General features: G+C 62.5%; 19 protein-coding genes (1 of these 19 only partly in view). 9 read left to right on the top strand and 10 right to left on the bottom strand.

Annotated elements, in window-relative coordinates; translation table 11 throughout:
- Positions 1-1,302, top strand: the 3' portion of a protein-coding gene (locus Thiowin_RS03840; RefSeq protein WP_328986419.1) for a peptidoglycan DD-metalloendopeptidase family protein. Its footprint begins 501 nt before the window's first position; only the last 1,302 of its 1,803 coding nucleotides appear in the window; its start codon lies off the left edge, out of view; the stop codon is at positions 1,300-1,302.
- Positions 1,303-1,379: 77 nt separating this feature from the next.
- On the opposite strand, the gene erpA is transcribed toward Thiowin_RS03840, so the two are convergent.
- The 5 genes from erpA to Thiowin_RS03815 all read right to left on the bottom strand — a co-directional run bounded on the left by erpA (position 1,380) and on the right by Thiowin_RS03815 (position 4,692).
- Positions 1,380-1,736, bottom strand: coding sequence for an iron-sulfur cluster insertion protein ErpA (gene erpA, locus Thiowin_RS03835; RefSeq protein WP_328986418.1), 357 nt, complete (start codon positions 1,734-1,736; stop codon positions 1,380-1,382).
- Positions 1,737-1,938: 202 nt separating this feature from the next.
- Positions 1,939-2,703: a DUF6776 family protein gene (locus Thiowin_RS03830; protein WP_328986417.1), complete on the bottom strand. Its 765-nt coding sequence runs from the start codon at positions 2,701-2,703 to the stop codon at positions 1,939-1,941.
- Positions 2,704-2,803: 100 nt separating this feature from the next.
- Positions 2,804-3,874: an N-acetyl-gamma-glutamyl-phosphate reductase gene (gene argC, locus Thiowin_RS03825; protein WP_328986416.1), complete on the bottom strand. Its 1,071-nt coding sequence runs from the start codon at positions 3,872-3,874 to the stop codon at positions 2,804-2,806.
- Between the two features lie 130 nt (positions 3,875-4,004).
- Entirely contained in the window at positions 4,005-4,373 is a 369-nt protein-coding gene (locus tag Thiowin_RS03820; RefSeq protein ID WP_328986415.1) for a HesB/IscA family protein, read from the bottom strand.
- Positions 4,374-4,527: 154 nt separating this feature from the next.
- The gene (locus tag Thiowin_RS03815) at positions 4,528-4,692 is read right to left on the bottom strand and encodes a rubredoxin (RefSeq protein WP_328986414.1); all 165 of its coding nucleotides are present in this window, start codon (positions 4,690-4,692) and stop codon (positions 4,528-4,530) included.
- A gap of 322 nt (positions 4,693-5,014) precedes the next feature.
- Between Thiowin_RS03815 and thiD the strand changes: the two genes are divergently transcribed.
- The 3 genes from thiD (at position 5,015) to Thiowin_RS03800 (ending at position 9,431) form a co-directional block, all read left to right on the top strand.
- Positions 5,015-5,923, top strand: a complete 909-nt coding sequence (gene thiD, locus Thiowin_RS03810) for a bifunctional hydroxymethylpyrimidine kinase/phosphomethylpyrimidine kinase (RefSeq protein ID WP_328986413.1) — start codon at positions 5,015-5,017, stop codon at positions 5,921-5,923.
- 51 nt (positions 5,924-5,974) lie between these two features.
- Positions 5,975-7,261, top strand: coding sequence for a glutamate-1-semialdehyde 2,1-aminomutase (gene hemL, locus Thiowin_RS03805; RefSeq protein WP_328986412.1), 1,287 nt, complete (start codon positions 5,975-5,977; stop codon positions 7,259-7,261).
- An 85-nt stretch (positions 7,262-7,346) separates the two neighbouring features.
- Positions 7,347-9,431 carry a VTT domain-containing protein gene (locus tag Thiowin_RS03800; protein ID WP_328986411.1) on the top strand — a complete coding sequence of 695 codons (2,085 nt, stop codon included), beginning with the start codon at positions 7,347-7,349 and terminating at the stop codon, positions 9,429-9,431.
- On the opposite strand, the gene Thiowin_RS03795 is transcribed toward Thiowin_RS03800, so the two are convergent.
- From Thiowin_RS03795 to lnt, 4 genes are all read right to left on the bottom strand, one after another.
- Positions 9,346-10,008 (bottom strand): flavin prenyltransferase UbiX, encoded by a 663-nt coding sequence (locus tag Thiowin_RS03795; protein WP_328986410.1) that lies wholly within the window; start codon positions 10,006-10,008, stop codon positions 9,346-9,348. The two genes, Thiowin_RS03800 and Thiowin_RS03795, sit on opposite strands and share 86 nt — an antisense overlap.
- The gene (mpl, locus tag Thiowin_RS03790) at positions 10,005-11,414 is read right to left on the bottom strand and encodes a UDP-N-acetylmuramate:L-alanyl-gamma-D-glutamyl-meso-diaminopimelate ligase (RefSeq protein ID WP_328986409.1); all 1,410 of its coding nucleotides are present in this window, start codon (positions 11,412-11,414) and stop codon (positions 10,005-10,007) included. The genes Thiowin_RS03795 and mpl overlap by 4 nt, the downstream gene beginning before the upstream one ends.
- A gap of 47 nt (positions 11,415-11,461) precedes the next feature.
- Positions 11,462-11,980: a hypothetical protein gene (locus Thiowin_RS03785; protein ID WP_328986408.1), complete on the bottom strand. Its 519-nt coding sequence runs from the start codon at positions 11,978-11,980 to the stop codon at positions 11,462-11,464.
- Between the two features lie 178 nt (positions 11,981-12,158).
- Complete coding sequence (gene lnt / locus Thiowin_RS03780) at positions 12,159-13,652, bottom strand: apolipoprotein N-acyltransferase (protein ID WP_328986407.1); 1,494 nt, start codon at positions 13,650-13,652, stop codon at positions 12,159-12,161.
- A 522-nt stretch (positions 13,653-14,174) separates the two neighbouring features.
- On the opposite strand from lnt, the gene Thiowin_RS03775 reads away from it, so the two are divergent.
- Positions 14,175-15,158 carry an aldolase catalytic domain-containing protein gene (locus Thiowin_RS03775; RefSeq protein WP_328986406.1) on the top strand — a complete coding sequence of 328 codons (984 nt, stop codon included), beginning with the start codon at positions 14,175-14,177 and terminating at the stop codon, positions 15,156-15,158.
- A 214-nt stretch (positions 15,159-15,372) separates the two neighbouring features.
- On the top strand, positions 15,373-17,109 hold the full coding sequence (locus Thiowin_RS03770) for a SulP family inorganic anion transporter (RefSeq protein WP_328986405.1): 1,737 nt from the start codon (positions 15,373-15,375) through the stop codon (positions 17,107-17,109).
- Positions 17,110-17,311: 202 nt separating this feature from the next.
- Here the strand turns inward: Thiowin_RS03770 and rpsT are convergent, their stop codons facing one another.
- Positions 17,312-17,578, bottom strand: coding sequence for a 30S ribosomal protein S20 (gene rpsT / locus Thiowin_RS03765; RefSeq protein WP_328986404.1), 267 nt, complete (start codon positions 17,576-17,578; stop codon positions 17,312-17,314).
- A 219-nt stretch (positions 17,579-17,797) separates the two neighbouring features.
- Here rpsT and murJ point away from each other — a divergent pair, with 219 nt between their 5' ends.
- From murJ to ileS, 3 genes are all read left to right on the top strand, one after another.
- Positions 17,798-19,528, top strand: coding sequence for a murein biosynthesis integral membrane protein MurJ (gene murJ / locus Thiowin_RS03760; protein WP_328986403.1), 1,731 nt, complete (start codon positions 17,798-17,800; stop codon positions 19,526-19,528).
- Positions 19,529-19,787: 259 nt separating this feature from the next.
- Positions 19,788-20,762, top strand: a complete 975-nt coding sequence (gene ribF / locus Thiowin_RS03755; protein WP_328986402.1) for a bifunctional riboflavin kinase/FAD synthetase — start codon at positions 19,788-19,790, stop codon at positions 20,760-20,762.
- 152 nt (positions 20,763-20,914) lie between these two features.
- Entirely contained in the window at positions 20,915-23,785 is a 2,871-nt protein-coding gene (ileS, locus tag Thiowin_RS03750) for an isoleucine--tRNA ligase (RefSeq protein WP_328988197.1), read from the top strand.
- The last annotated feature ends 31 nt before the right edge of the window (positions 23,786-23,816 follow it).

Genomic DNA, 23,816 nt, shown 5'->3' with positions numbered 1-23,816 from the left:
GCATTGGAGTTCAACAGCGACGCCGCGGCACTGATGCAGCCGCTGGGAATCGACCAAGCCACTTTCACCCAATCGGGGTTTGACCAATCGCCTCGTCTAACCGCGCTTCCGCCGACCCTGAGAGAAGGCCCCTTTCGCTTCGACTACCGGGTTCAGCCGGGCGACACCCTTGGTACCATTCTTGAGTCGCAGAACCTCCCTGGCCGACTGGTTTACCAGATTCTTGACCACGTCTCCAATGAGCATCGCCATCGCCTTGAGCACATCCGCCCCGGCGAGACCATCCGTCTGCATTTTGACCAGGCACTCGATCTGCACCGCATTGAGTTCAAGCTGAGCGCCACCGAACGCCTGCTGGTCTCCCGCGCGGGCAGCATTCTCAGCACCTCGGTTGAATCGGAGCCAACCGAGCCTCGCCGACAATGCCTAACCGCCGTCGTTGATCGCTCTCTCTACGGTGCAGCCAAAACCGCTGGCATTCCTGATCAGGTCACCCAGCGCGCGATTAACATTTTCCGCCACCAGGTGAATTTCGCCCGACAAACACGCAAGGGGGACAAGCTCTCGGTGCTATTCGAGCAGATTTATGCCGGCGACGAACCCATCAAAACAGGCCCGGTGCTCGCTGTGGAATTCACCAACGGAAACAAGCATTATGCCGCTGTCCGCTACACAACGTCCAAAGGCGTGACGGATTACTACTCAGCCGATGGCAAACCCATCGATAAAGGCAAAAACAGCTTCCTGCGCACACCACTTGATTACACGCGGGTCAGTTCCAAGTTTAGCATGAACCGCTTGCACCCGATTCTTCGCAGAGTTCGACCGCATCCCGGTGTCGATCTCGCGGCACCTGCCGGACGTCGCATCCTGGCCGCAGCCGATGGCCGGGTCCATTTCAGAGGCCGCAAAAGTGGTTATGGCAATATTGTCATTCTACGCCACGGCTCACGCTACGAAACGCGATACGCCCACCTCATGCGTTTTGCCACGGGTATTGCAAACGGAAGCGAGGTCAAGCGCGGGCAAACCATCGGGTATGTGGGTCAGACTGGACTCGCGACTGGCCCACATCTGCACTACGAAATCCACATCAATGGTCGGCCAGTCGATCCGCTGACGGCCAAACTTCCCTTCCTGAACGAGTTTGATGATCGCGAAAAAGCGCGTTTCCGCAAGCAGACTCGTCCGTTACTAGCAGAACTCCAACGCACCAAAGATCGCACGCTACTGGCGGATGCACGCAGTTTTACTTTGACGGACAGTGGTCTGCCAACCGCCGAGGGGCAATCGCGACATTAAAGCGGATTTGCGCACTTGGCTTTGGGCCCCGCAGGAGCCCGCACAACAAACAGCGAGAGAATCGGTTGCAAATGCGCTCAGACGCCGAAGGAGGATCCACAACCACAGGTGGTCGTCGCATTCGGATTGCGGATAACAAATTGTGCCCCCTGCAAACCCTCACTGTAGTCAATCTCAGCCCCCATCAGATACTGGACGCTCATCGGATCAACCAGCAGTTTGACGCCATCGGTCACCACTTCCGTATCGCCGTCCTGCACCTGCTCATCGAAGGTAAAACCGTACTGAAAGCCAGAACACCCCCCTCCTTGGATGTAGACCCGCAGCATCAGATCCTCGTTACCTTCTTCCTTGATCAAGTCCGCAACCTTGGCGGCAGCCGAATTGGTGAAGACGAGCGGAGCATCCCCGGTCAGATCAGTTGTCGTTGTCATGGTATGGATCTCTTGAGGTTGGAATAGTCCGGAGCATCCGGAATCGCTTAATAAAGTAAGAGTGCGATCACCGCGGGCACGAATCAAGACCCAAGTAATAGGGTCACTCCCGCCTCAGCCCATCTCTCGGTCACCCTCGCCGCAGAAAATCATCGCGCATCAGTCTTCCTGCTTGCTGCCCCGTTACTCCCCGATTGTCCTTTCACCCTGGCCCCACTCCATCCGGCTGCGTCAATTGGGGCACATCCCCTGGCTCCGGGTTCCAAGGCTCGGGTTCCCAGCCGAAGGTGCGGGATGAAGAAATCAAATTTTTCACTGTTGGCTCAATCTCAACCGTGAGCGTCCGCGGCTGCAGATCCTCCGGTAATTTGATCGCGCCACTGAAGTGCTGGAAAAACTCGAATTGCATCCGATGAACGGCCGGCTTCGCACCTTCGAGCTGGTCGGCGGCCCGCTCAACGGAGTCGTTCTCGACCGTTTTCCCTGCCAGCCGAAGACTCACCCGTCCCAACGTCTGACCGAATTCAGGAATCAGTTGCGTGACCGTGAAGCTGTAACCAAACTCGCGGGACTGGCCGGTCTCCCAGAGCTTGAAGTCCTGAACCTGCACCACACCACCGCCACCTTCGCGAATCAATCGCTCCAGCACCGAAACTTGTTTGGCATATTCATGCCGCTCATGCTGCAGTTCCTCAAGTTGCGCCTGCGCAAGGCGTTTGGCCTCGCGGTCAATCGACTGTGCTTGCTCAAGCCCGGCAATGCGTTCCTCGGCAGTCATCAAAGCCTCGCGCAGTGATTGCCGATCTGCCTTGAGTTGCTGCATCTCGATTAGGGTGTTTTCAGCATCGTGATAAGCAAGCTGGTAGCCGAGAACAAAGGCGGTTCCGATGACCGCGAGCCAGCCAAGGGTGACAAACAGCCGAAAGGCTCCTCCAGATGCGCCAAAGCCCACCCCAGAAGAGCCCATATTTGGATTCCATCCCATCTCGGCGCTTCGCTTTTAGAATCAACTAAGACTGATGTTTTAAACGAACAAATGGATGATCGCGCACTTAAAGAGCAAACTGCTAGGGCACCCAGGCCAAGTGGGACAAGCCGGTGCCCTCGGCCAGACCGAACATCAGATTCATGTTCTGAACTGCCTGACCCGCAGCACCCTTGACCAAATTATCGATGACCGATTGCACCACCAAGGTCTGTCCCCGCTCCGCCGCCTGAGCCATCGGCACAGTCACCGCCAGACGGCACAAATTGGTCCCACGCACGGATCGGGTTTCCGGCGCCGAGCCCTGAGGCATCACATCGACAAAAGACTCATTCTGGTATCGATCTTCAAAAAGAGACTGCAGCTGCTCAGCACCCTGAACTCCCGCACTCGGATCAAGTCGCGCATAAAGCGTTGCCTCAATGCCACGTATCATGGGAACCAAGTGGGGAACAAAGGTCAACTGGATGGCCGGCGCCCCTTTGGGCTGCACTGCGCGCAATGTCTGGCAAATCTCAGGCTGGTGGCGATGCCCCGCCACGCTGTAGGCCTTGAAGCTTTCTCCCACCTCTGCCATGAGCAAGCCGGTCTTTGCCTGCCGGCCCGCGCCGCTGACGCCGGATTTGACGTCCGCCACCAAAAACCCCGGATCAACAAACCCGGATTCGATCAGGGGTAGAAAGCCGAGCGCCACCGCGGTTGGATAACAGCCGGGATTCGCCACCAGACGCGCTCCCGGCAGAGCCGCGCGATTGACCTCCGGCAAGCCATAAACCGCCTCGGACAGCAGGTCGGGGCAGGCGTGCGCCATGCCATACCAGGAAGACCAGAGCTCGGCATCGCGCAGCCGGAAGTCCGCCGCGAGATCGATCACCCGCACACCAGCTTCAAGCAGGGCCGGCGCCTCCAGCATGGCGGTGCCATTTGGCGTGGCGAAGAAGACCAGATCGCAGCTGTTCAGCAGAGGTGAATCGGCGGGCGCGAACTCAAGCGGGCAGACACCTCTGAGCGCGGGGAAGTAGTCGCTGACCGCGCGTCCTGCCTCGGCACGTGAGGTCACGGCGATCAACTCCACCTCCCGATGGCGCAGCAACAGCCGCAAGAGTTCTGAGCCGGTGTATCCCGTGGCCCCAACAATGCCGACGCGAATCATGGGGCCGCGACCCGGAGGCAATCACGCCAAACCACGCCAGGGCCTTGGCTGCATGGCGCACTCCAAGGCGCGCTTGCACGGTTGCTAATCGGGCCTTTGGGTCGGGCAGCGTCCAGACGTAGCCTTTCCATCAGGAGGAACAGCCACCGCCGTTGGATGAACCACAGCTACCACAGCCCCCACCCATGCTCGGCAAGTTATTGAATACGAAAGTTGCATTGCCGTCACCCTGGTCGACAAAATCGATCTCGACCCCGCGCAGGTAATCAAGCGTGCCATCATCAACGACCAGCTTAAAGCTATCGAAATCCCGCACACCATCCTGTGCATTGATTTCGTCGGTGAAGGTCATGCCAAAGCTGACGCCGCTGCAGCCCCCAGGCGCGGCATAAACACGCACGCCCCGCACGCCCTCTTCGACCTGGGCGAAGAGCTCCGTCATCTTCGCGACAGCCGGCTCTGTCAAGTTCACTTCAGATTCTGTCAACGCGGTAGACATGAAGGCTTCTCACTCCAATTCGCTGATTGATTGAATTGCGACCATAGCACGAAGATCGCGGCCAAATCCAGGACGAAAGACAGGGATTCAGCGCCGCGGATCTGCACCTGGGCCTCAGCGCACCGGTCTTAGCAAGCGGGCCACGGGGCTGGCATCAAAGTTCGGTCATCTCGAAGTCATCCTTGCCCGCGTTGCATTCAGGGCACACCCAATCCTCGGGCACATCCTCCCACTTGGTGCCAGGCGCGATGCCATCCTCCGGCCAACCCTTTTCTTCGTCGTAAACCAGTCCACACAACAGACAAACGTATCGCTTCATGATGATTACCTAACAACTTTGGCAAAAAACGAATGTTGGTCGATATTGACAGCTTTGAAAGACCCATCCTGTGATGGGCTTGGAAAATGCATCCGAGATCAACCGGGGAACCACTTGGGGATCGACTGGGCGGATCGACTGGGCGGATCGACTGGGCGGATCGACTTGAGGGATCAACTGAACAAATCAGTTAGGAGGGATGAGCAAGCAGGGCCCAATTGGGCATCGACCGGAAGCGTTGCATGAAATCCGAGGGCAAAAGAAGGCCCGCAGGCCACATCCGCGATTTCGCTTGTTCCCGGATTCGGCGACAATGCCGGTCATGATCAAAGCATCCCCTCGTCTCAGCGATCCCGTCCTGCTCGCCATCGGCGGCCATGACCCCGGCGGCGGCGCCGGCCTGCAAGCCGATATCGAAACCGCCGCGGCCCTGGGCCTGCATTGCTGCAGCGCCGTCACCGCCATCACGGTGCAGACCTCCTGCCGGCTGACGCAGCTGGTCGCGCAACCGGCGGAACAGCTGCGTGATCAATGCCTGGCCGTTTTTGAGGATTACCAGGTCGCGGCTGTCAAAATCGGTCTGATTGGCCACTCGCACCTGGTGCAAACCATTGCCGCCCTACTCAAGACCCATCCCAATCTGCCGGTGGTGTTCGACCCGGTACTTGCCAGCGGGAGTGGCGAGCGCATCGCCGATGCCGCGCTGCTCAATCAACTCAGGCGTCATCTGCTGCGGCGCTGCACGCTGATCACGCCCAACCTGCCCGAGGCGCGGCTGCTGGCCGACGCACCGGGGCGCGATCAAGCCGCCCGGCGGCTGCTGAACCTAGGGGCGAAGGCGGTGCTCATCACCGGCACCCACGACAGCAGCGACCAGGTCATCAACACATTCTACCCCGGCGACGGCGCGCTCAGCCAATGGGAGTGGCCACGCCTGACGGGCAGCTTTCATGGCTCCGGCTGCACCCTGGCCAGCGCCATCGCCGCGCGGCTGGCACTCGGCCAGGAACTCAAGTCAGCCGTGGCCGAGGCGCAGGCTTATGTCATGGACACCCTGCGCCAGGCGCGGGCGCTGGCCCGCTGTCAGCTGATTCCGCGCCGGCTGCCGCCGCCCGCATCCGAACCCGAACCGGAACAATCAACCGAACAAGCCAAAACCCAGCCCCACGCCCTGCGCACCCTGGTTGCGCCGACGGCGACCAAACCAGACAATGAGCGCCAGCCAGACTAAGCGCCAGAGATTTTCTCCGCGTTTGACTTCACCCATCAGGAGAACCCATCCATGAGCCGATCCCATGACCTTTTCGCCGCCGCCCAGCAGCACATTCCCGGTGGCGTGAATTCCCCGGTGCGCGCCTTTCGCGGCGTTGGCGGCGACCCGATCTTTTTCGAGTCCGCCGCTGGTTCCAAGGTGACCGACGCCGATGGCAAAAGCTACATCGACTATGTCGGCTCCTGGGGGCCGATGATCCTCGGCCACGCCCATCCCGAGGTGATCGCGGCCGTGACCGAGCGCGTCGCCAAAGGTCTGTCCTTCGGCGCCCCGACCGAACTCGAAACCCAAATGGCCGACAAGGTCTGCGAGTTGGTGCCGAGCATTGACCTGGTGCGCATGGTTAGCTCCGGCACCGAGGCCACCATGAGCGCCCTGCGCCTGGCACGCGGCTTCACCGGTCGCGACAAGGTGGTCAAGTTCGAGGGCTGCTACCACGGCCATGTCGACTCCCTGCTGGTCAAGGCCGGCTCCGGCATGTTGACCCTGGGCGAACCCAGCTCCCCCGGCGTACCCGCCGCGCTCGCGGAACTAACCCTGACGCTCACTTATAATAATCTCGACGGTGTGCGCGAGACCTTCGCCAAGATGGGATCAGAGATTGCCTGCATCATCGTCGAGCCAGTCGCCGGCAACATGAACTGCATCCCACCACAGCCGGGCTTTCTTGAAGGGCTGCGCGAGATCTGCGATCAATACGGCAGCGTGCTGATTTTCGACGAGGTCATGACCGGTTTCCGTGTCGGCCTCGGCGGCGCCCAGGGCCGCTATGGCATCAAGCCGGACCTGACCGCGCTCGGCAAGGTGATCGGCGGCGGCATGCCGGTCGGCGCCTTCGGCGGACGGCGCGACATCATGGAGAAGATTTCCCCGCTCGGCCCGGTCTATCAGGCCGGCACCCTGTCTGGGAACCCCATCGCCATGACGGCGGGCCTGAAGACATTGGAGTTGATCTCGGCGCCCGGCTTCTTCGACCGGGTCGAGGCCAGCACCACCCGTCTGATCCAGGGTCTGAGCGAGCTGGCCACCGCCGCCGGCGTTGGTTTCAGCACCAATCAGGCCGGCGCCATGTTCGGGCTCTTTTTCACCAACGCAGGCCCCGTGACCAACTACCAGCTGGCGACTGGCTGCGATCAGGACGCCTTCCGCGCCTTTTTCCAGGCAATGCTAGAGCAAGGCGTCTACCTCGCGCCCTCGGCCTTCGAGGCCGGCTTTGTCTCCTCGGCGCACAGCGATGCCGATATCGACGCGACCCTCGACGCCGCGCGCACGGCTTTCGCCAAACTGGCCGGCTGAGCAGAACGCGCGCCACCACTGGCGGCATGCCCGCCAGCGGCGGCACCTTGCGCTGACAGCCAGCGATCGCGACATGCACTGACGCATGGAGGCAGGACTACGCGCGTTGCTCGACACCATCGGCGCCTATCCGGGGGCCGCCTACGCCGCGGTTTTCGCCGCGGCCCTGGCCGAATCCCTGGCGGTCATCGGTGCGGTCATGCCCGGCGTGCTCATCATACTCGTCGCCGGTGCGCTCATTGCCGACGGAGTCCTCGGGTTCTGGCCGGTCTGCCTGCTGGTCATCACCGGCGCCGTCCTCGGTGATAGCTTGAGCTTTTGGCTTGGGCGACGCTACAAACGGCAATTGCGCTCCCTCTGGCCGTTGAATCGCCACCCGGCACCGCTCGAACGCGGCATGGCGTTTTTCGCCCGCCACGGCGCCAAAAGCGTGGCGCTGGGGCGCTTCGTCGGCCCGGTGCGCGCCATGGTGCCACTGGTCGCCGGCATGATGGACATGCCAACAGGGCGCTTTGTCCTCGCCAATGTTGGCTCGGCATTCCTGTGGGCACCAGCCTATCTCGCACCAGGCATTCTCTTTGGCGCCTCGCTGAAATTGGCCAGCGAGGCCGCCACGGGGCTGGTGTTCGTCACCCTAAGCCTGATCGCGCTCTTCCTGGCCACCATTTGGATCAGCCAGCGCCTGGTGCGCTGGGCCAGCGCCCGCGCCAGTGTCTGGGTGGGGGCACTGCTGCGGTGGACCGATCAGCTACAGCGGGGACATCCGCTCATGGCCCATATCGCCGCCGCCCTGGCCGACCCGCGCCACCCGGATGCCGGCACCCTGGCGGGACTCGCCCTGGCGCTGCTGTCCGCCACCCTGGTCCTCGGGCTTAGTTTGGGTTTGGTGCTGCTCGGCCCGGAGAACCTGGGCATCAATCAGTTCGCACGCGACCTTTTCCTCAGCCTGGAGTCGCCCCATGCCGATCAGAGTCTGGCGACCCTCGGCGCACTGGGGGATCCAGCGCTTCTGCTCGTGCTGGTCGCCGTGGTCTTTGTCTATCTGCGCTGGCACGGACGCGTGCGCGACGCCGCCTACTGGCTGGCCGCGGCCAGCTTCGCGCTCATCGCCAGCCCGCTCCTTGGCCTGCTTATCGGCACCACGCGCCCGTCCCCGGCGAGCGCCGCGGACTGGCCACTGCTCTGGCCCTGGTCCTTTCCCACTCCCTCCGTGCTGGGCGCCACGCTGGTCTATGGCTTTCTGGCGCTGCTCATCGCCCGCGCCCTGCCGGGGGCGACCCGCTGGCTGCCCTTTGCCCTGGCCAGCAGCCTGGTTGGCGCGCTCAGCTTCGCACGGCTATATTTTGGTACTGAGTGGCTGACCGACATCCTCGCCAGCTTTACCCTGGCGCTGGTATGGCTCGCCGCCCTCGGACTTGCCTTCGCGCGTCACACCCGCCCCGAGCCCTGCACCGGCACCCTTGCGTCCTTGGTGCTCATCGCATTGCTCGCCTGGTTACCCGGTTATGGTCTGCTGAGCCTTGATGGCCAGACACAGCGGCTCGCGCACCTGCGACCCGAACAACCATTGACCCACATCCCTCCCGCCCAATGGCTGACCGGGGAGCCAAGCACCCTGGCCAGCGTTCGCCAGGATCTGCGCCACCAAAACCACCAGCCTTTCGACATCCAGTACGCCGGACCACTACCGGCCCTGGCCAGCGCCCTGTCCGCCAGCGGCTGGCAAGCCGGCGAGCGGCTCGGCTGGCACAATGCCCCACGGTTGCTCTCGCCCTCGGCGGCACTGTCCGAGCTACCCTTGGTCTCCCATGTGCACCAAGGCCTTCACGAGCAACTCATCCACACCCATGATCGGCCCGATGGCCGACGTTATGTGCTTAGGCTCTGGCCGACTCGCTATCTGATCGACGACATCGGCCCGCTCTGGATTGGCGACATCACCGAAGTCACCAAGGAACGCGTCGCCGGACTCTTTGCCCTGCCCATCACCCTGGCTGGCACCCAGTATGACGAGCGCCGCGCGCTGGTGCGGGAACTTGGCAAGCACGCGGAGATCGCGCTGCATCGCAACGGACTGCTGCGCATCAGTCACCTTGCGCCGGTGGCTCGCCCCAAGGCGGCAGCAGCCGCTGCGGCACCCGCAAGTGATCCAACACCCGCGCCACCATGAAGTCAATCAGCGCATCAATGCTTTGCGGCTGATAATAAAACCCCGGATTGGCCGGCATGATCACCGCCCCGGCGCGCGCCAGGCGCAGCATGTTTTCCAGATGAATGGTCGTGAAGGGAGTCTCGCGCACCACCAAAATCAGTGTCCGACGCTCCTTGAGCACCACATCGGCGGCGCGCTGAATCAAGTCCTGACTCAGGCCGGCGGCCAGGCTGGCCAGGGTTCCCGTGGTGCAGGGGCAGATCACCATGGCCTCCGGCGGATGACTGCCGCTGGCCACGGGCGCCGTCCACTGCTGGCGGCCAAACACCCGCAGCTGTCCCGGAGCAGCCCCGAAACGCGCGCTGAAAAACCGCTCGGCCTCGGCCGGTCGCGCCGGCGCATCAATGCCCGCCTCCATCTTGAGCACCACCTGCCCGGCCTGGGAGATCAGGAGATAGACCCGCACCCCGGAATCGATCAAGCAATGCAGCAGCCGTAAACCATAGTGAATGCCGGAGGCACCGGTCAGCGCCACCGCGATGGTGCGCGGCCAGACCGGCTCGTCACAGCGCTCATCCGGGAGACGCTCGCTCACGCCAGACCCGCGGAAAACCGCGCCGTCAAGGTATCGAGCAGTCGCTGATGAATGCCCTGAAAACCGCCGTTGCTCATCACCAGCAGATGATCGCCCGGCTGGACAGCCTGGCTGATCCTGGCCACCAAGGGCTCGATGGCCTCCATCACCCGCGCCCGCTCGCCCAGGGGTGCCAGGACCGCGGCCGCATCCCAGCCAAGATCCGCGGGCGCGAACAGAAAGACCAGATCGGCTTCTCTCAGCGAGGCGGCCAGGGTGTCGGCATGGACACCGGCGCGCATGGTGTTGGAGCGTGGCTCCAGCACCGCGACAATGCGCGCCTTGCCGACAGACTGGCGCAGCCCGTCGAGCGTGGTGGCGATGGCGGTTGGGTGATGGGCAAAATCATCATAGAGGCGCACGCCGCCGACCTCCCCGCGCAGCTCCATGCGTCGGCGCACGCCCTGAAAACGACTCAGCGCCGCCATGGCCGCTCGCGGCGCCACCCCGACATGGGCCGCCGCCACGATGGCGGCCAACGCATTGGATGCATTGTGCCGACCGGTCTGATTCCAGGACCAGGATCCCAAGGCGGTCCCGTCGCGATGGAGTCGCACCTCGGTCCCGGCCGGGTTGAGCAATTCCGCGCACCAGTCAGCTCCAGGCTGTCGCGGCTGGTCCGCCAACTCAGGCCCGGCGAGCGCCAGCGTCTGCCGTGGCGTCCAGCAGCCCATGGCCAGTACCTGTTCGATACTCTCCACCCCTCGCGGATGGATGATCAGCCCGGAGCCGGGCACAGTGCGGACCAAATGATGAAACTGGCGTTGAATGGCGGCCAGATCGCCAAAAATATCCGCGTGATCGAACTCCAGATTATTGATCACCAGGGTGCGCGGGCGGTAATGCAGGAACTTGGAGCGCTTGTCGAAAAAGGCCGTGTCGTATTCATCCGCCTCGACCACGAAGTAGCGCCCGCCGCCAAGTCGCGCCGACTGGCCAAAATTGCCCGGTACCCCGCCGATCAGAAACCCAGGCTCGAACCCTGCATCCTCCAGCAGCCAGGCCAGCAGACTGGCGGTGGTGGTCTTGCCATGGGTTCCGGCCACCGCCAACACATGGCGCGCACCCAGCAGATGCTCCGCCAGCCACCGCGGCCCCGACACATAGGGCAACCCCTCATCGAGCAGGTATTCCACCGCCGGCACCCCGCGGGTCATGGCATTGCCCACCACCACCACATCGGGCGCCGGCTGCAGATGAGAGGCCGCGTAACCTTGCGCCAGCCTGATGCCGGCCGCCTCCAACTGCGTGCTCATGGGCGGATAGACATTGGCATCGGAGCCCGTGACCCGATGGCCCAGCTCGCGCGCCAGCAACGCCAGCCCGCCCATGAAGGTGCCGCAAATACCAAGAATGTGCAGATGCATGAGATGAAGGGATCCGCAAGACAGAGGCGACAATCCAGGGGCGACGCCTAGCTCAGGCCTTGGGTCAGGCCGCCAATGACAAAAAATGCCAGCACATCGTAAGCAATGGCAAGAAAGACGCCCTGCATCAGAGGAATCTCAAATGCATGGCGCAGAATATGCGCGCTGGCCAGCACGCCCCAGACCACCAGCCCCATGAACAAAAAACCGGCCAGCACCAACAGCCCGCTGGTTTCATCCGCGCCAGCCGCCAGGCTAAGCGGCAGCAGCGCGACCAGGCCAATCAGGGTATCGGCGCCAATGAGCGCGGTGGCGGTTTGCAGAAAGCGCGCGGGCTTATCCACCAATCGCAAGATGACATGAAGCAAAGCCGCCATGAAGGCGATGTCCAGCAACCCCTGCAAAAACCCGACGAGCGCCTTCTCCCCCGCGCTCAGGGCCAGCAGCATGGAACCAAGCGTGCCGGCAACCACCACCAGGGCAAAGATCACCGACGAGGCGGGCAGATCCTGGGGCGCGCGGCGCAACAGGCAAAGATCGATAAAAAAATGAAGTATGGCGAGCACGGACATTCGTCGGCCTTTGGCAGAATATCAAGCCTTGGCATCATACCGGGTGGTGGATGTCGACGCCAAAATCATCCGCCCCACCCAGGCGCGCCTGGGTGGGGATGTTTGCGACTGCTCGCGGGTGGGCGCGGCTGTTCGCGGCTGAAGCCGCTCCCAACGGGCACTAACGCCAGTGTCATGCGCGTCGCCCTAGTCGTCCGAGCAGCAGGGAGGCCAGCAGCATGATCAGAGCAAGACTAATGGGCACCAGGCTGCCGAGGCGCGAGAAGGGCGTCTCGCCGCTAAAAGGCCGCACCTCGCCCACCAGGGCGCCGCGCTCGAAGGCTGGCAGCACGGCGGTCAGGCGCCCTTTCTGATCGATAATGGCGGAAATGCCGGTATTGGTGGCACGCACCAGATAGCGGCCGTTCTCCAGCGCGCGCAGGCGGGCGAACTCCAGATGCTGCGCGGGCGCGAGCGAATCGCCAAACCAGGCATCGTTGGACACATTGACCAGATAATCCGCCGCCGGCAGGGCCTGGCGCACCTGGTCGGGGAAGACATCCTCATAGCAGATGGAGGCACCGGCATGATGTGGGCCGACGCGCAGCAGCGGCTGCTCGGCACGACCGGGACTGAAGGAAGACATGGGCACATCGAACCAGTCCACCAGCGGTCCAATCAGAGCGCGCAGGGGCAGATACTCGCCGAAGGGCACCAAGTGGCGCTTGTAGTAGCTGTCCTCCGCCGTACCGATACTGAGCAGCCCGTTATAGTAACGCCTGTCGCCTTCCATGATGGGCACGCCAATCAGAATCTCCGAGCCCTCGGCGCGAGCACGCTCGGCCAGGGGCTCGATCAACGACAGGCGCACCTCGTGCAGAAAGCTGGGGATGGCGGTTTCCGGCCACACAATCAGGCCGACGCCCAGATGCTGGCGCGTGAACGCCAGATGGGCTTCGAGATTGGGCTCGAGCGCCTCCGGCTGCCATTTGAGCGAGGGGGCGATATTGGCCTGCACCAAGACGGCGGTGAAAGGCTCGCCCGAGGGCTGCGTCCAGTCGATCATCCGCAACAGGCCGCCGCCCGCCCAGATGACAGCCAGCACAATCAGGGCCGCCGGGCGGGCGCGGCACCGTGCCACGGACAGCCACAGCAAACCGGCCGAGAGGGCGGCCAGCAGACTGAGCCCATGCACGCCCAGGATCGGGGCCCAACCGGCAAGCGGCGAATCCACCTGGGTATTGCCTAGCAGCAACCAGGGAAAGCCGGTCAAAACCCAGGAGCGCAGCCATTCGCTCAGCACCCAGACTGCCGGAAGCAGCAGCATGGGCCCGGCCCAGTCGAAGCGCTGCAAAACCGGTTGGACCCGCCCAATCAGCCAGCCCGCCAGCCCGTAGTAAAGTGCCATGGCGGCGACGAACAGCAGCATCATGCCGTTGGCGGCGACGGCTGGCAGATTGCCGAATTCATTCAGGCTGATGCGAATCCAGGCGACACCGACACCCAGGAGGCCCGCGCCATAAAGCCAGCCATGCACAAAGGCGTCGCGCCCGGTGCGCCCGCGCAGACACTGATACCAAAGAACCAAAGCCAGAATACCAAGCGGATACCAGCCGAAGGGCGCGAAGGCCAGAACGGTGGCGGCACCGGCGATGGGTGCGAGCAGCCAGCACCAGGGCGATGCCAACCTGCGGGCTCTCCACTCGCGCGCGCCCTGCCCCTGAGTTGGAGCCAAGGCCGGAGCCGGAGCCGGAGCCGGAGCCAGAACCGAAGTCGGAGTCGGAGTCGGAGTCGGAGTCGGAGTCGGAGTCGAGCTAGTCATGCTTTGATGTTAGCGGCAGGGGAAGGAACCTTGGCCTGATCAATCAGCAGGGGTGATTATGCCACACGCAATGACGGCAAATTGCACCAGCCCTGCTGACACCGCGGCTCCAAATTTGAGTCGCTCGATTTAGTGGAACAACGGGCCGACGACCAAGTACTGAAAAACGGAATTTGGAATTGCTGGCAGCGGACTAATGGATCTCCGGTAGGGAATAGAATCCTCATCTAGGCTAGACTAGCCGAACAAGCCGCCCGCGCGCCGCACCCGAGGGTCCACCATCAGCCACTGGCCTGAAAACCGGCCAAGATGGCGGATCAGTCCGGTATCGGATTGGCGCCGCGAACCAACCCTTAGCCCGCCCGCTTTTGCGTCTGGAGAACCCCAATGTCCGAAAAAGCCCCTTGGATCACCTACCGCCCCGAACTCAAGGTACTTGACTGCACCGTGCGCGATGGGGGGTTGATCAATGCGCATCAGTTCACCGATACCTTTGTGACAGCCGTTTACCGCGCCTGCCTGGCCGCTGGCGTCGACTACATGGAGATCGGCTACAAGAACTCCAAGAAAACCTTCCCCAAGGAGCAATTCGGCCCCTGGCGCCATTGTGACGAGGAGGATATGCGACGCGTCGTGGGTGACCATGACAGTGCCACCAATGGCCTGAAGCTCGCCGCCATGGCCGACGCTGGCAAAAGCGACTGGAAAACCGAACTGCTACCGGCCGCCGACAGTGTGCTCGATGTGATTCGCGTTGCATTCTACGCGCACCAAGTCTCGGAGGCGGTAGAGATGATCTCCCATGCACACGCTATTGGCTATGAGACTACGGCTAATCTGATGGCGGTCTCCAACATCACCGAGTCGGAAATCGACACCGTCCTGGAGGCTATCGCGCCGACTCCGGCCTCCACCATGGTAATCGTGGACAGCTTTGGCTACCTGTACCGCGAACAGGTCGACCGCCTGTACCACAAGTACGCGGCGGCCATGGCCGACAGCGGCAAGGAGATTGGCATCCATGCGCACAACAATATGCAGCTTGCCTTCGCCAACACCATCGAGGCCATCATTCTTGGCTGCAATCGCGTGGATGCAACTATCTTCGGCATGGGCCGTGGCGCCGGCAACTGCCACACCGAGCTGCTGCTGGGTTTCTTGCGGAATCCTAAGTTCGACGTGCGCCCCATCATTGAGGTGATTCAGCACCATGTCATGCCGTTGCGCGGTCAGATCGAGTGGGGTCCGCTGGTGCCCTACAATATTACCGGTCAGCTCAATCAGCATCCGCGTGCGGCGATTGAGTGGCGCGAGGGTTCAACGCCGGACGATTTTCTCGCCTTCTACGACAAGGTAGTGGCCGAGATCTAAGGGGCGCCATCCATCAGCAATCGCTGATCCGGGGTATTGCCAACAGCGATTATTCAGAAACCGCTGAAGTCGCCATACTTACCGTGAATCACATGGATTCATCACCCGGGGTGACCGGGACCATGAGCGTTAGGCCGGTTTCGCCCAAGCCAGAGCCGTTCAAGCCTAGGGCCAAGGCCAGTATCTGGATCAGGATCAGAACAGGGAACTCGTGATGCGCGTACTCAATACCATTGACTTCAACAACCTGCGCGGCGACCTCTTCGGCGGCGTGACCGCCGCCGTGGTGGCCCTGCCGATGGCGCTGGCCTTTGGCGTGGCCTCGGGCGCCGGCGCCGAGGCCGGACTTTATGGCGCCGTGCTGGTGGGCCTGTTCGCGGCCCTGTTCGGCGGCACCCCAACCCTGATCTCCGAGCCCACCGGCCCAATGACGGTAGTCATGACAGCGGTCATCACCAGCATCCTGGCCGCCAATCCCGAAGGCGGCATGGCCATCGCCTTCACCACCGTGATGCTGGCCGGGCTGTTTCAAATCCTGTTCGGCATCCTGAAGCTCGGGCGTTATGTGACCATGATGCCCTACACCGTCATCTCGGGCTTCATGTCGGGCATTGGCTTCATTCTGATCATTCTGCAATTACCCGCGCTACTCGGCCATCCAACGCCGGGCGGTGGTGTGCTCGGTTCTTTACAGGCACTGCCGGAGCTGGCCGCCACCTTTCAGCCCGATGAACTGCTGCTCGGTGGCATTTCACTCGCCATTTTGCTGCTGATGCCCAAACGCCTGCGCCGCCTGCTGCCACCCCAGTTGCTAGCACTGGTCGCCGGCACCCTAATCGCGGTACTGGTGATCGGCAGCGGTGCTTACCGGGAAATCGGCGCCATCCCCTCCGGCCTGCCTTCACTGCATCTGCCGACACTAACGCCTGACCTGTGGCAAAGTGTGCTTGTTGACGCCCTGGTGCTGGCCATGTTGGGCTCCATCGACGCACTGCTCACATCCGTGATCGCCGACAGTCTGACGCGCACTCAGCACGACTCGGACAAGGAACTCATCGGCCAGGGGCTTGGCAACCTGGCCTCGGGTCTGTTCGGTGGCCTGCCCGGTGCTGGCGCCACCATGGGAACAGTGGTCAATATACAGACCGGCGCGCGCACGGCACTCTCCGGACTCACCCGCGCCATCATCCTGGCTGTGGTGGTTCTCTGGGCCACGGGGCTGGTCTCAATGATTCCGCTCGCGGTTCTTGCTGGCATTGCCATCAAGGTTGGCCTCGACATCGTTGATTGGGATTTTCTCGGGCGCGCGCACCGGGTCTCCCCGCGTGGTGCGCTCATCATGTACGGCGTCATCGCCCTGACCGTCTTTGTCGACCTAATCACAGCTGTCGGCATTGGGCTCTTCGTCGCCAACATCCTGACCATTCGCCGCTTGGCGGACCTGCAGTCAGAAGGGGTACGGCTGTTCGGAGGCGGTGCGAACGCGGCGGACATGGACTGCCCCAAGGCAACCAATGAGGAGAAGAAAATCATCGGCGACCCGGACAACGGCATCGCGCTGCTGTGCTTAAGCGGCCCGCTGATCTTCGGCGCGGCCAAGGCTATCACCCGCCAGCAGACCGAGATCGCCAATGCCCGCAGCCTGATCCTCGACCTGACCGATGTGCCCCACATCGGCGTGACCAGCTCAATGGCGATTGAGACCACTGTGACCGAGGCCACCCAGCACGGCTGCCGGGTGTATTTTGCTGGCACCCAGCCGGCCGCGCGCAAACGACTCGAGAGTCTCGGCCTGCTGAAACTGGTACCAGAGGAAAACTGGATCGACAACCGCCCGGATGCGCTGAAAACCGCCATCGCCGACCGCGCTGGGCAGCGTCAAACCCAAACTCAGCCCCAGGCGGACCCGAAACCCCACCCCAGGGCGAGCAATGAAGGATTGACCAGTTAAGTCAAGATCCGATCACCTGACATGAAACAATAGATCCATCAGGCGAACTTGCTTTCACGCTAAGGCAACCAGGGTTTTGCGCCAGGGTTTTGCGAAAGCACAAAAAGCCGATGCGAGAGACCAGCTCGCATCGGCTTTTTTACCTATTACGGCCCGCCCGATCAGCCTTCAGTCAGACTTCAGACTCTGGCCGGGTCTGAAGTCAGGACGCCATGGCACGCAGACGCGCATTGAGCCGGCTTTTGTGCCGTGCGGCCTTGTTACCATGAATCAGTCCTTTGTTGGCAGCCCGATCAATCACCGGCACTGCGGATTGATAGGCAGCGGTTGCGGCCTCCTGGTCGCCCGCACCTATGGCCTTGAGTACTTTTTTCAGGGCGGTGCGAAACTGACTGCGCTGCGCGGCGTTGCGCTGGCGATGTGTCTCGGCCTGACGAGCGCGCTTGCGGGCTTGAGCGGAATTAGCCAAGGGAATCCTCTCGCGAAAGTCTGTTGGATGAGACCGTTATAATCTTCTCGGTCATGTTAGCTGATCAATGCTAATGTGTTGCGCTCACCCTGTCAATCCACAGTTCAACCAAGCAGCAATTCCAAAATTCGTTATCCAGCGCCCGATTGTTGGCCCGTTTATCAGTAGACGCGCCATCTTGGCGCGTCATGAAGCGGCTGGAAGCCGTTTCTACACCAGATGAAACAGCCAGATTTGGAATTGCTGTCAACCAAGCTCAGCTCGACCAAGCTCTCCATGTCTCAAGCCGAGTCCTCCGCATCGCTCGCGGGTGCTGTTGCCCAGGTCGGCGGCGGCACACTCCTCTCGCGCCTGCTCGGATTCGCGCGCGATTTTTTAATTGCGCGTTTGTTCGGCGCCAGTCAGGCGACTGATGCCTTCTTCGTCGCTTTCCGGCTTCCCAATATGATGCGACGGCTGTTCGCCGAGGGTGCTTTTGCCGCCGCCCTGATCCCAGCGCTGACACGCACCGGCGGTCAGGGCTGCGACCCTCATGAGGCCAGGCGCAAGCTGATCAGCGAGTTTGCCGGTTCGCTCACCGCACTGCTGCTGCTGATCACCGGCTTGGGCCTACTCGCGGCCCCGGTGCTGGTGTGGCTGCTGGCACCCGGCTTTAGCGCGGACGGCCAACAACTGCAATTAACCAGCGCGCTCTTGCGCCTGACGCTACCCTATCTGCTGTTCATCGGTCTCACGGCCCTGGCCGGCGCGGTGCTCAACAGCCTTGAGCACTTCGCCGTCCCTGCCCTGACCCCAGCGCTGCTGAATCTCTCTCTGATCGGCTGCGCCTTGCTGCTCGCACCCAGACTCGAGCAACCGGTTTTTGCCCTCGCCTGGGGTGTTCTCTTCGGTGGGCTGGCCCAGCTTGCCCTGCAACTGGCCGCACTGGCGCGCCTTGGGCTGCTAGTCACCCCAAGCATCAGCTGGCACAACCCGGAACTGGCCCGCCTGCTGGCCGCCATGGGCCCCACGCTGATTGGCATGTCCGTGACGCAAATCAACCTGCTGCTCGACACCCTGCTGGCGTCCTTTCTGCTTGCCGGCAGCATTTCCTGGCTCTATTACGCCGAGCGCCTGATGGATTTTCCGCTTGGTATTCTTGGTGCAGCCCTGGGCACTGCCATACTGCCGCGACTCACGCGCATCCACGCGACCGGGCGTTCCGATGACTTCAACACCACACTCGACTGGGCGCTGCGCTGGGTGCTGTTGCTTGGCTTGCCAGCGGCCACCGGCCTGTTGCTGCTGGCCGAACCCATGATCGCAACCCTGTTTTCTTCCGATCATTTCGATGCGGCGGATGTCCACCAGACTTCGCGAGCACTCATGGCCTACGCCTTGGGCCTGCCTTTTTTCATGGCGTACAAGGTGATCGCCCCCGGCTTTTTCAGCCGCAACGATCTAACAACGCCGCTGCGCATCGGCCTGATCAGCCTGGCTACCAACCTAGTTCTGAGTGTCCTGCTGATGAGGCCTTTTGGGCATGCGGGTCTCGCGCTCGCCACATCAGTCGCAACCGCCCTAGGCGTCGGATTACTCCTCCGAGCCATGCTGCGCGCGCAGCATGCCAAGCTACGACCTGGCTGGTCCGGACTGCTGCTGCGCTCAGCCCTCGGCACCGCCGTCATGGCACTGTTGATCGCGTGGATAGTAACAAGAATGCCAGTCTCAAGAGACCCGGGCTTCGCCGACGGCATATTACCGCTGACAGGCCTGATCCTAGTCGGCGCATCAGTCTATCCACTGACGCTTATAGTGCTGGGATTTCGGGGAAAGCATGTCCGCCCGGAACGGCAACCTTGCGCTCTACCCACCCCAGCAGACCAGGATTCAAACAGCAGAGCTGATCAGGCCAGGCCGCGAGACGAGCAAAGTTGGCCTGAGCCAACTCGCTCACGACCTTCACTATGATGCTCTTGAAATCGATGCTCTTGAAATCTCGCAAGACCGACCACGTCTTTGGCCTTGTTTTCCGCTAAAATGTCGAGCTCCATCAAACAAACGTCAAGGCAGGCTTTGGTATTGCGCCCCTGCGGGGACTTAAAATCCGAGGGCGCTGCCCAATTAGAACCATGCCCCCGCATCTCACCGAAGCCGAGTTTCCATTTCAACAAGGCCGACCGCATCACCGGTCCCCAAACTGCCCGCTTCCACCATCTCTCAGACCCCCATGCGCCTAATCCGCGGCCTCCATAATCTGCGTGCCTCCAACCGCGGCTGTGTCGCGACCATTGGTAACTTCGATGGCGTGCATCTTGGCCATCGGGCCGTCTTCCGGCGGCTGCTTGAGCTTGCCCGTGGCCACCAGGTGCCGGCGACCGTGATCACCTTCGAGCCGCAGCCGATGGAGTTTTTCGCGCCCGCGCGGGCGCCGGCACGACTGACCCGGCTGCGCGAGAAGGCGCGAGTGATGGCCGCGGACGGCATCGAGCAATTGGTGGTGCTGCGCTTCGACCGGACGCTGGCCGATCTTGCTCCCGAGGCCTTCGTCTCCCGCCTGCTAGTTGATGGGCTTGGCATGCGTTATCTGCTGGTGGGAGACGATTTCCGCTTTGGCCGTCAGCGCGCGGGCGACTATCACATGCTCAGCGATTACGGCCAAGCCCATGGATTCGAGGTTGCGAATCTCGCCACGGTGCGCGATGGTGAGGAGCGCATCAGCAGCACCCGGGTGCGCGCGGCGCTGGCGGATGGCGATCTGGCCCTGGCGCGCCGGCTGCTGGGACGGCCCTACTGCCTGCATGGCCGGGTCGCCCATGGCGACAGGCGCGGGCGCGAACTGGGTTTTCCAACAGCCAACATTCACCTGCACCGGCATGCCACGCCGCTGAGCGGTGTCTATGCGGTGCTGGTGCATGGCCTGAAGCATGACCTGGCCCATGATCTAAACCATGATCTGACACGGGTACGGGACCGGGACGCCCTGCCGGGCGTGGCCAACGTTGGTGTTCGCCCCACGGTCAATGGCACCAAGGCCCGACTTGAGGTGCATCTGTTCGACTTCGCGCGCGACATCTATGGCGCGCACCTGCGGGTTGAATTTCGCGCCTGGCTGCGCCCGGAACAGAAGTTTTCATCCCTCGCGGCACTGCGCGAACAGATCGCTCGCGACAGCGCGGCGGCCAGGGCGGTTTTCGCGCCCTAGGGCCAAGCTCCTTTACCCATCCACATTCAGCTTCAAGAACTGATTCGCCACGACAAGGCGAATCGACGATAACGACCAAGGACAGCAACCCCGTGACTCAGTCCGACACCGACTACAAAGACACCCTGAATCTCCCCAAGACCGAGTTTCCGATGAAGGGCAATCTCGCCCAGCGCGAGCCAGAGATGCTCAAGCGCTGGGAGCAGAGCGATCTTTACGGCCAAATTCGCGCCGCGCGCGCCGGAGCGCCCAAGTTCATTCTGCACGATGGTCCGCCCTATGCGAATGGTGCCATTCACATCGGCCATGCGGTGAACAAAATCCTCAAGGACATCATCGTCAAGGCTCGCACCCTCGATGGCCTGGACGCGCCCTATGTGCCGGGCTGGGACTGTCACGGGCTGCCGATTGAGCTGCAGGTGGAGAAGAAAAAGGGCAAGCCGGGTCATCGCATCACCGCCACCCAGTTCCGCGATGCCTGCCGCGACTACGCGGGCAAACAGGTTGATGGCCAGCGCGAGGACTTCAAGCGTCTGGGCGTGCTGGGCGACTGGGCCAATCCCTACCTGACCATGGCCCCGGCCTTCGAGGCCGAGATCGTGCGCTCGCTCGGGCGCATCATTGAGGCCGGGCATTTGCACAAAGGCGCCAAGCCGGTGCACTGGTGCATCGACTGCGGCTCGGCCCTGGCCGAGGCCGAGGTCGAATACGCCGAAAAAGAATCCATCGCGGTGGATGTGCGCTTCCCGGTGCAGGAAGACGACGCCCTGTTCGCACGCTGCCATGCGGTCCCAGACGGCCCCAATTCCAAGCGGGGCGAAGGCCCCATGTCAGTGGTCATCTGGACCACCACGCCCTGGACCCTGCCGGCCAATCAGGCCGTCGCGCTCAATCCAGATCTGGAATATGCCCTGGTGCAGGTGGAGGATGGGCCAAACAGCCCCCATGGCGGGCGCGAACGCCTGCTGATCGCCGAGGGGCTGATCAAGGACGCCATGGATCGCTGGGACATCGCCCATTACCGGGTGATTGCCTATGGTCCCGGCCATGCCTTCGAGGGCATGAAACTGGCCCATCCTTTTTATGATCGGGAAGTGCCGGTCATCCTGGGCGAGCATGTCACCCTGGAGGCCGGCACAGGTGCGGTGCATACCGCGCCCGGTCATGGTCTGGAGGACTATCTGGTCGGCAACCGCTACAAGCTGCGGGTGGATAACCCGGTCGGCGGCGATGGGCGTTTTATCCCCGGCACCCCGCTGCTGGCGGGCGAAAATGTCTTTGATGCCAACGAACAGGTGGTGGAAATCCTCAAAGCCCGGGGCGCCCTGCTGCGTGCGTCGCGCTTCAGCCACAGCTATCCGCACTGCTGGCGACACAAAACGCCGGTGATCTTCCGCGCCACGCCACAATGGTTCATCGGCATGGAGCAACGCGGACTCAGGAAGGCGGCGCTGGAGGCCATCGATGCCGTGCGCTGGTTGCCCGACTGGGGCCAGTCACGCATTCACGGCATGGTCGCCAACCGACCCGACTGGTGCATTTCCCGGCAGCGCACCTGGGGCGTGCCCATCACCTTGCTAGTGCACAAGCACAGCGGCGACCGCCATCCACGCACGCCGGAACTGATCGAAGCCGTTGCCAGGCGCATTGAACAGGGCGGCATCAATGCCTGGTTCGAGCTGCAGGCGGGCGACCTGCTGCCGGCGGCCGAGGCGGCGGACTATGTGAAGGTGACCGACACGCTTGATGTCTGGTTCGACTCAGGCGTGACCCACGCCTGCGTGCTCGAACAGCGCGCGGACCTAACGGCCCCGGCCGATCTTTACCTCGAAGGCTCAGACCAGCATCGCGGCTGGTTCCAATCCTCGCTGCTGACATCCGTTGCCATGCACGGACCCGGTACGGGCCCTGGCGTGAATCCTGGTGGAAGCGGGGCACCCTACAAGACCGTCCTGACCCATGGCTTTACCGTGGATCAGCAGGGACGCAAGATGTCAAAGTCCCTGGGTAATGTGGTCAGCCCCCAGCAGGTGGTCAAGACCCTCGGCGCTGATATTATCCGCCTGTGGGTGGCGGCAACCGACTATCGCGGCGAAATGAGCGTGTCCGATGAGATCCTCAAGCGCACCGCCGATGCCTATAGACGCATTCGCAATACCGCGCGCTTTCTGCTGGCCAATCTCGACGGCTTCGACCCCGCGCGGGATCTGGTCGCCCCGGGTGAGATGATCGCACTTGATCGCTGGGCGGTGGCGCGTGCCCAGGAGCTGCAGCAGGAGATCACCGGCGCCTACCAGGAGTATCAGTTCCATCTGATCTACCACCGGCTGCACAATTTTTGCGTGCTCGACATGGGCGGTTTTTACCTGGATGTCATCAAGGACCGCCAGTACACCACGGCCACCGACAGCCTCGCGCGGCGCTCCTGTCAGAGCGCCATGTACCACATTATCGAGGCCATGAGCCGCTGGCTCGCACCCATCCTGAGCTTCACCGCCGATGAACTCTGGCAGTACATTCCTGGTCGGGAGCCGGGTCGCGATCCCCATCGGGAGCCTCCATCAAGCGTCTTCACCGCCACCTGGTATGACAGCCTGTTCGCGCTCGATGACAGCGATCCGCTCGACACGGCGGCCTGGAACCAAGTGCTCGAGTGCCGCGCGGCCATCGGCAAGGCACTGGAAGAGGCGCGCAAGTCCGGACTGATCGGTGCGGCCCTGGATGCTGAGATCGCGCTCTACTGCGCGCCCGAGCTGGCCGGCATCCTAAACCGGCTGGGCGATGAACTGCGCTTTGTCTTTATTACCTCCGAGGCGCGAGTGCATGCCCTCGACCAGGCACCGGCGGACGCGAGCGAAGCCGCCGATGGGCTGCGCGTCCAGGTACGCCCAAGCCCGCACCCAAAATGCGTGCGCTGCTGGCATCATCGCGCCGATGTTGGCGCCCATGCCGAGCATCCGCGGCTGTGCGGGCGCTGTGTCGAGAACATCGCCGGCGCCGGCGAGACCCGGCGCTTTGCTTGATGATGGGCTTGATGATGGGCTTGATGAGGGA

Source organism: Thiorhodovibrio winogradskyi (genome assembly GCF_036208045.1).
In the GTDB taxonomy this organism is placed as follows: Bacteria; Pseudomonadota; Gammaproteobacteria; order Chromatiales; family Chromatiaceae; genus Thiorhodovibrio; species Thiorhodovibrio winogradskyi.
Note: the sequence above shows the minus strand (reverse complement) of the source record. Positions and strands in the feature narration are given on the sequence as shown.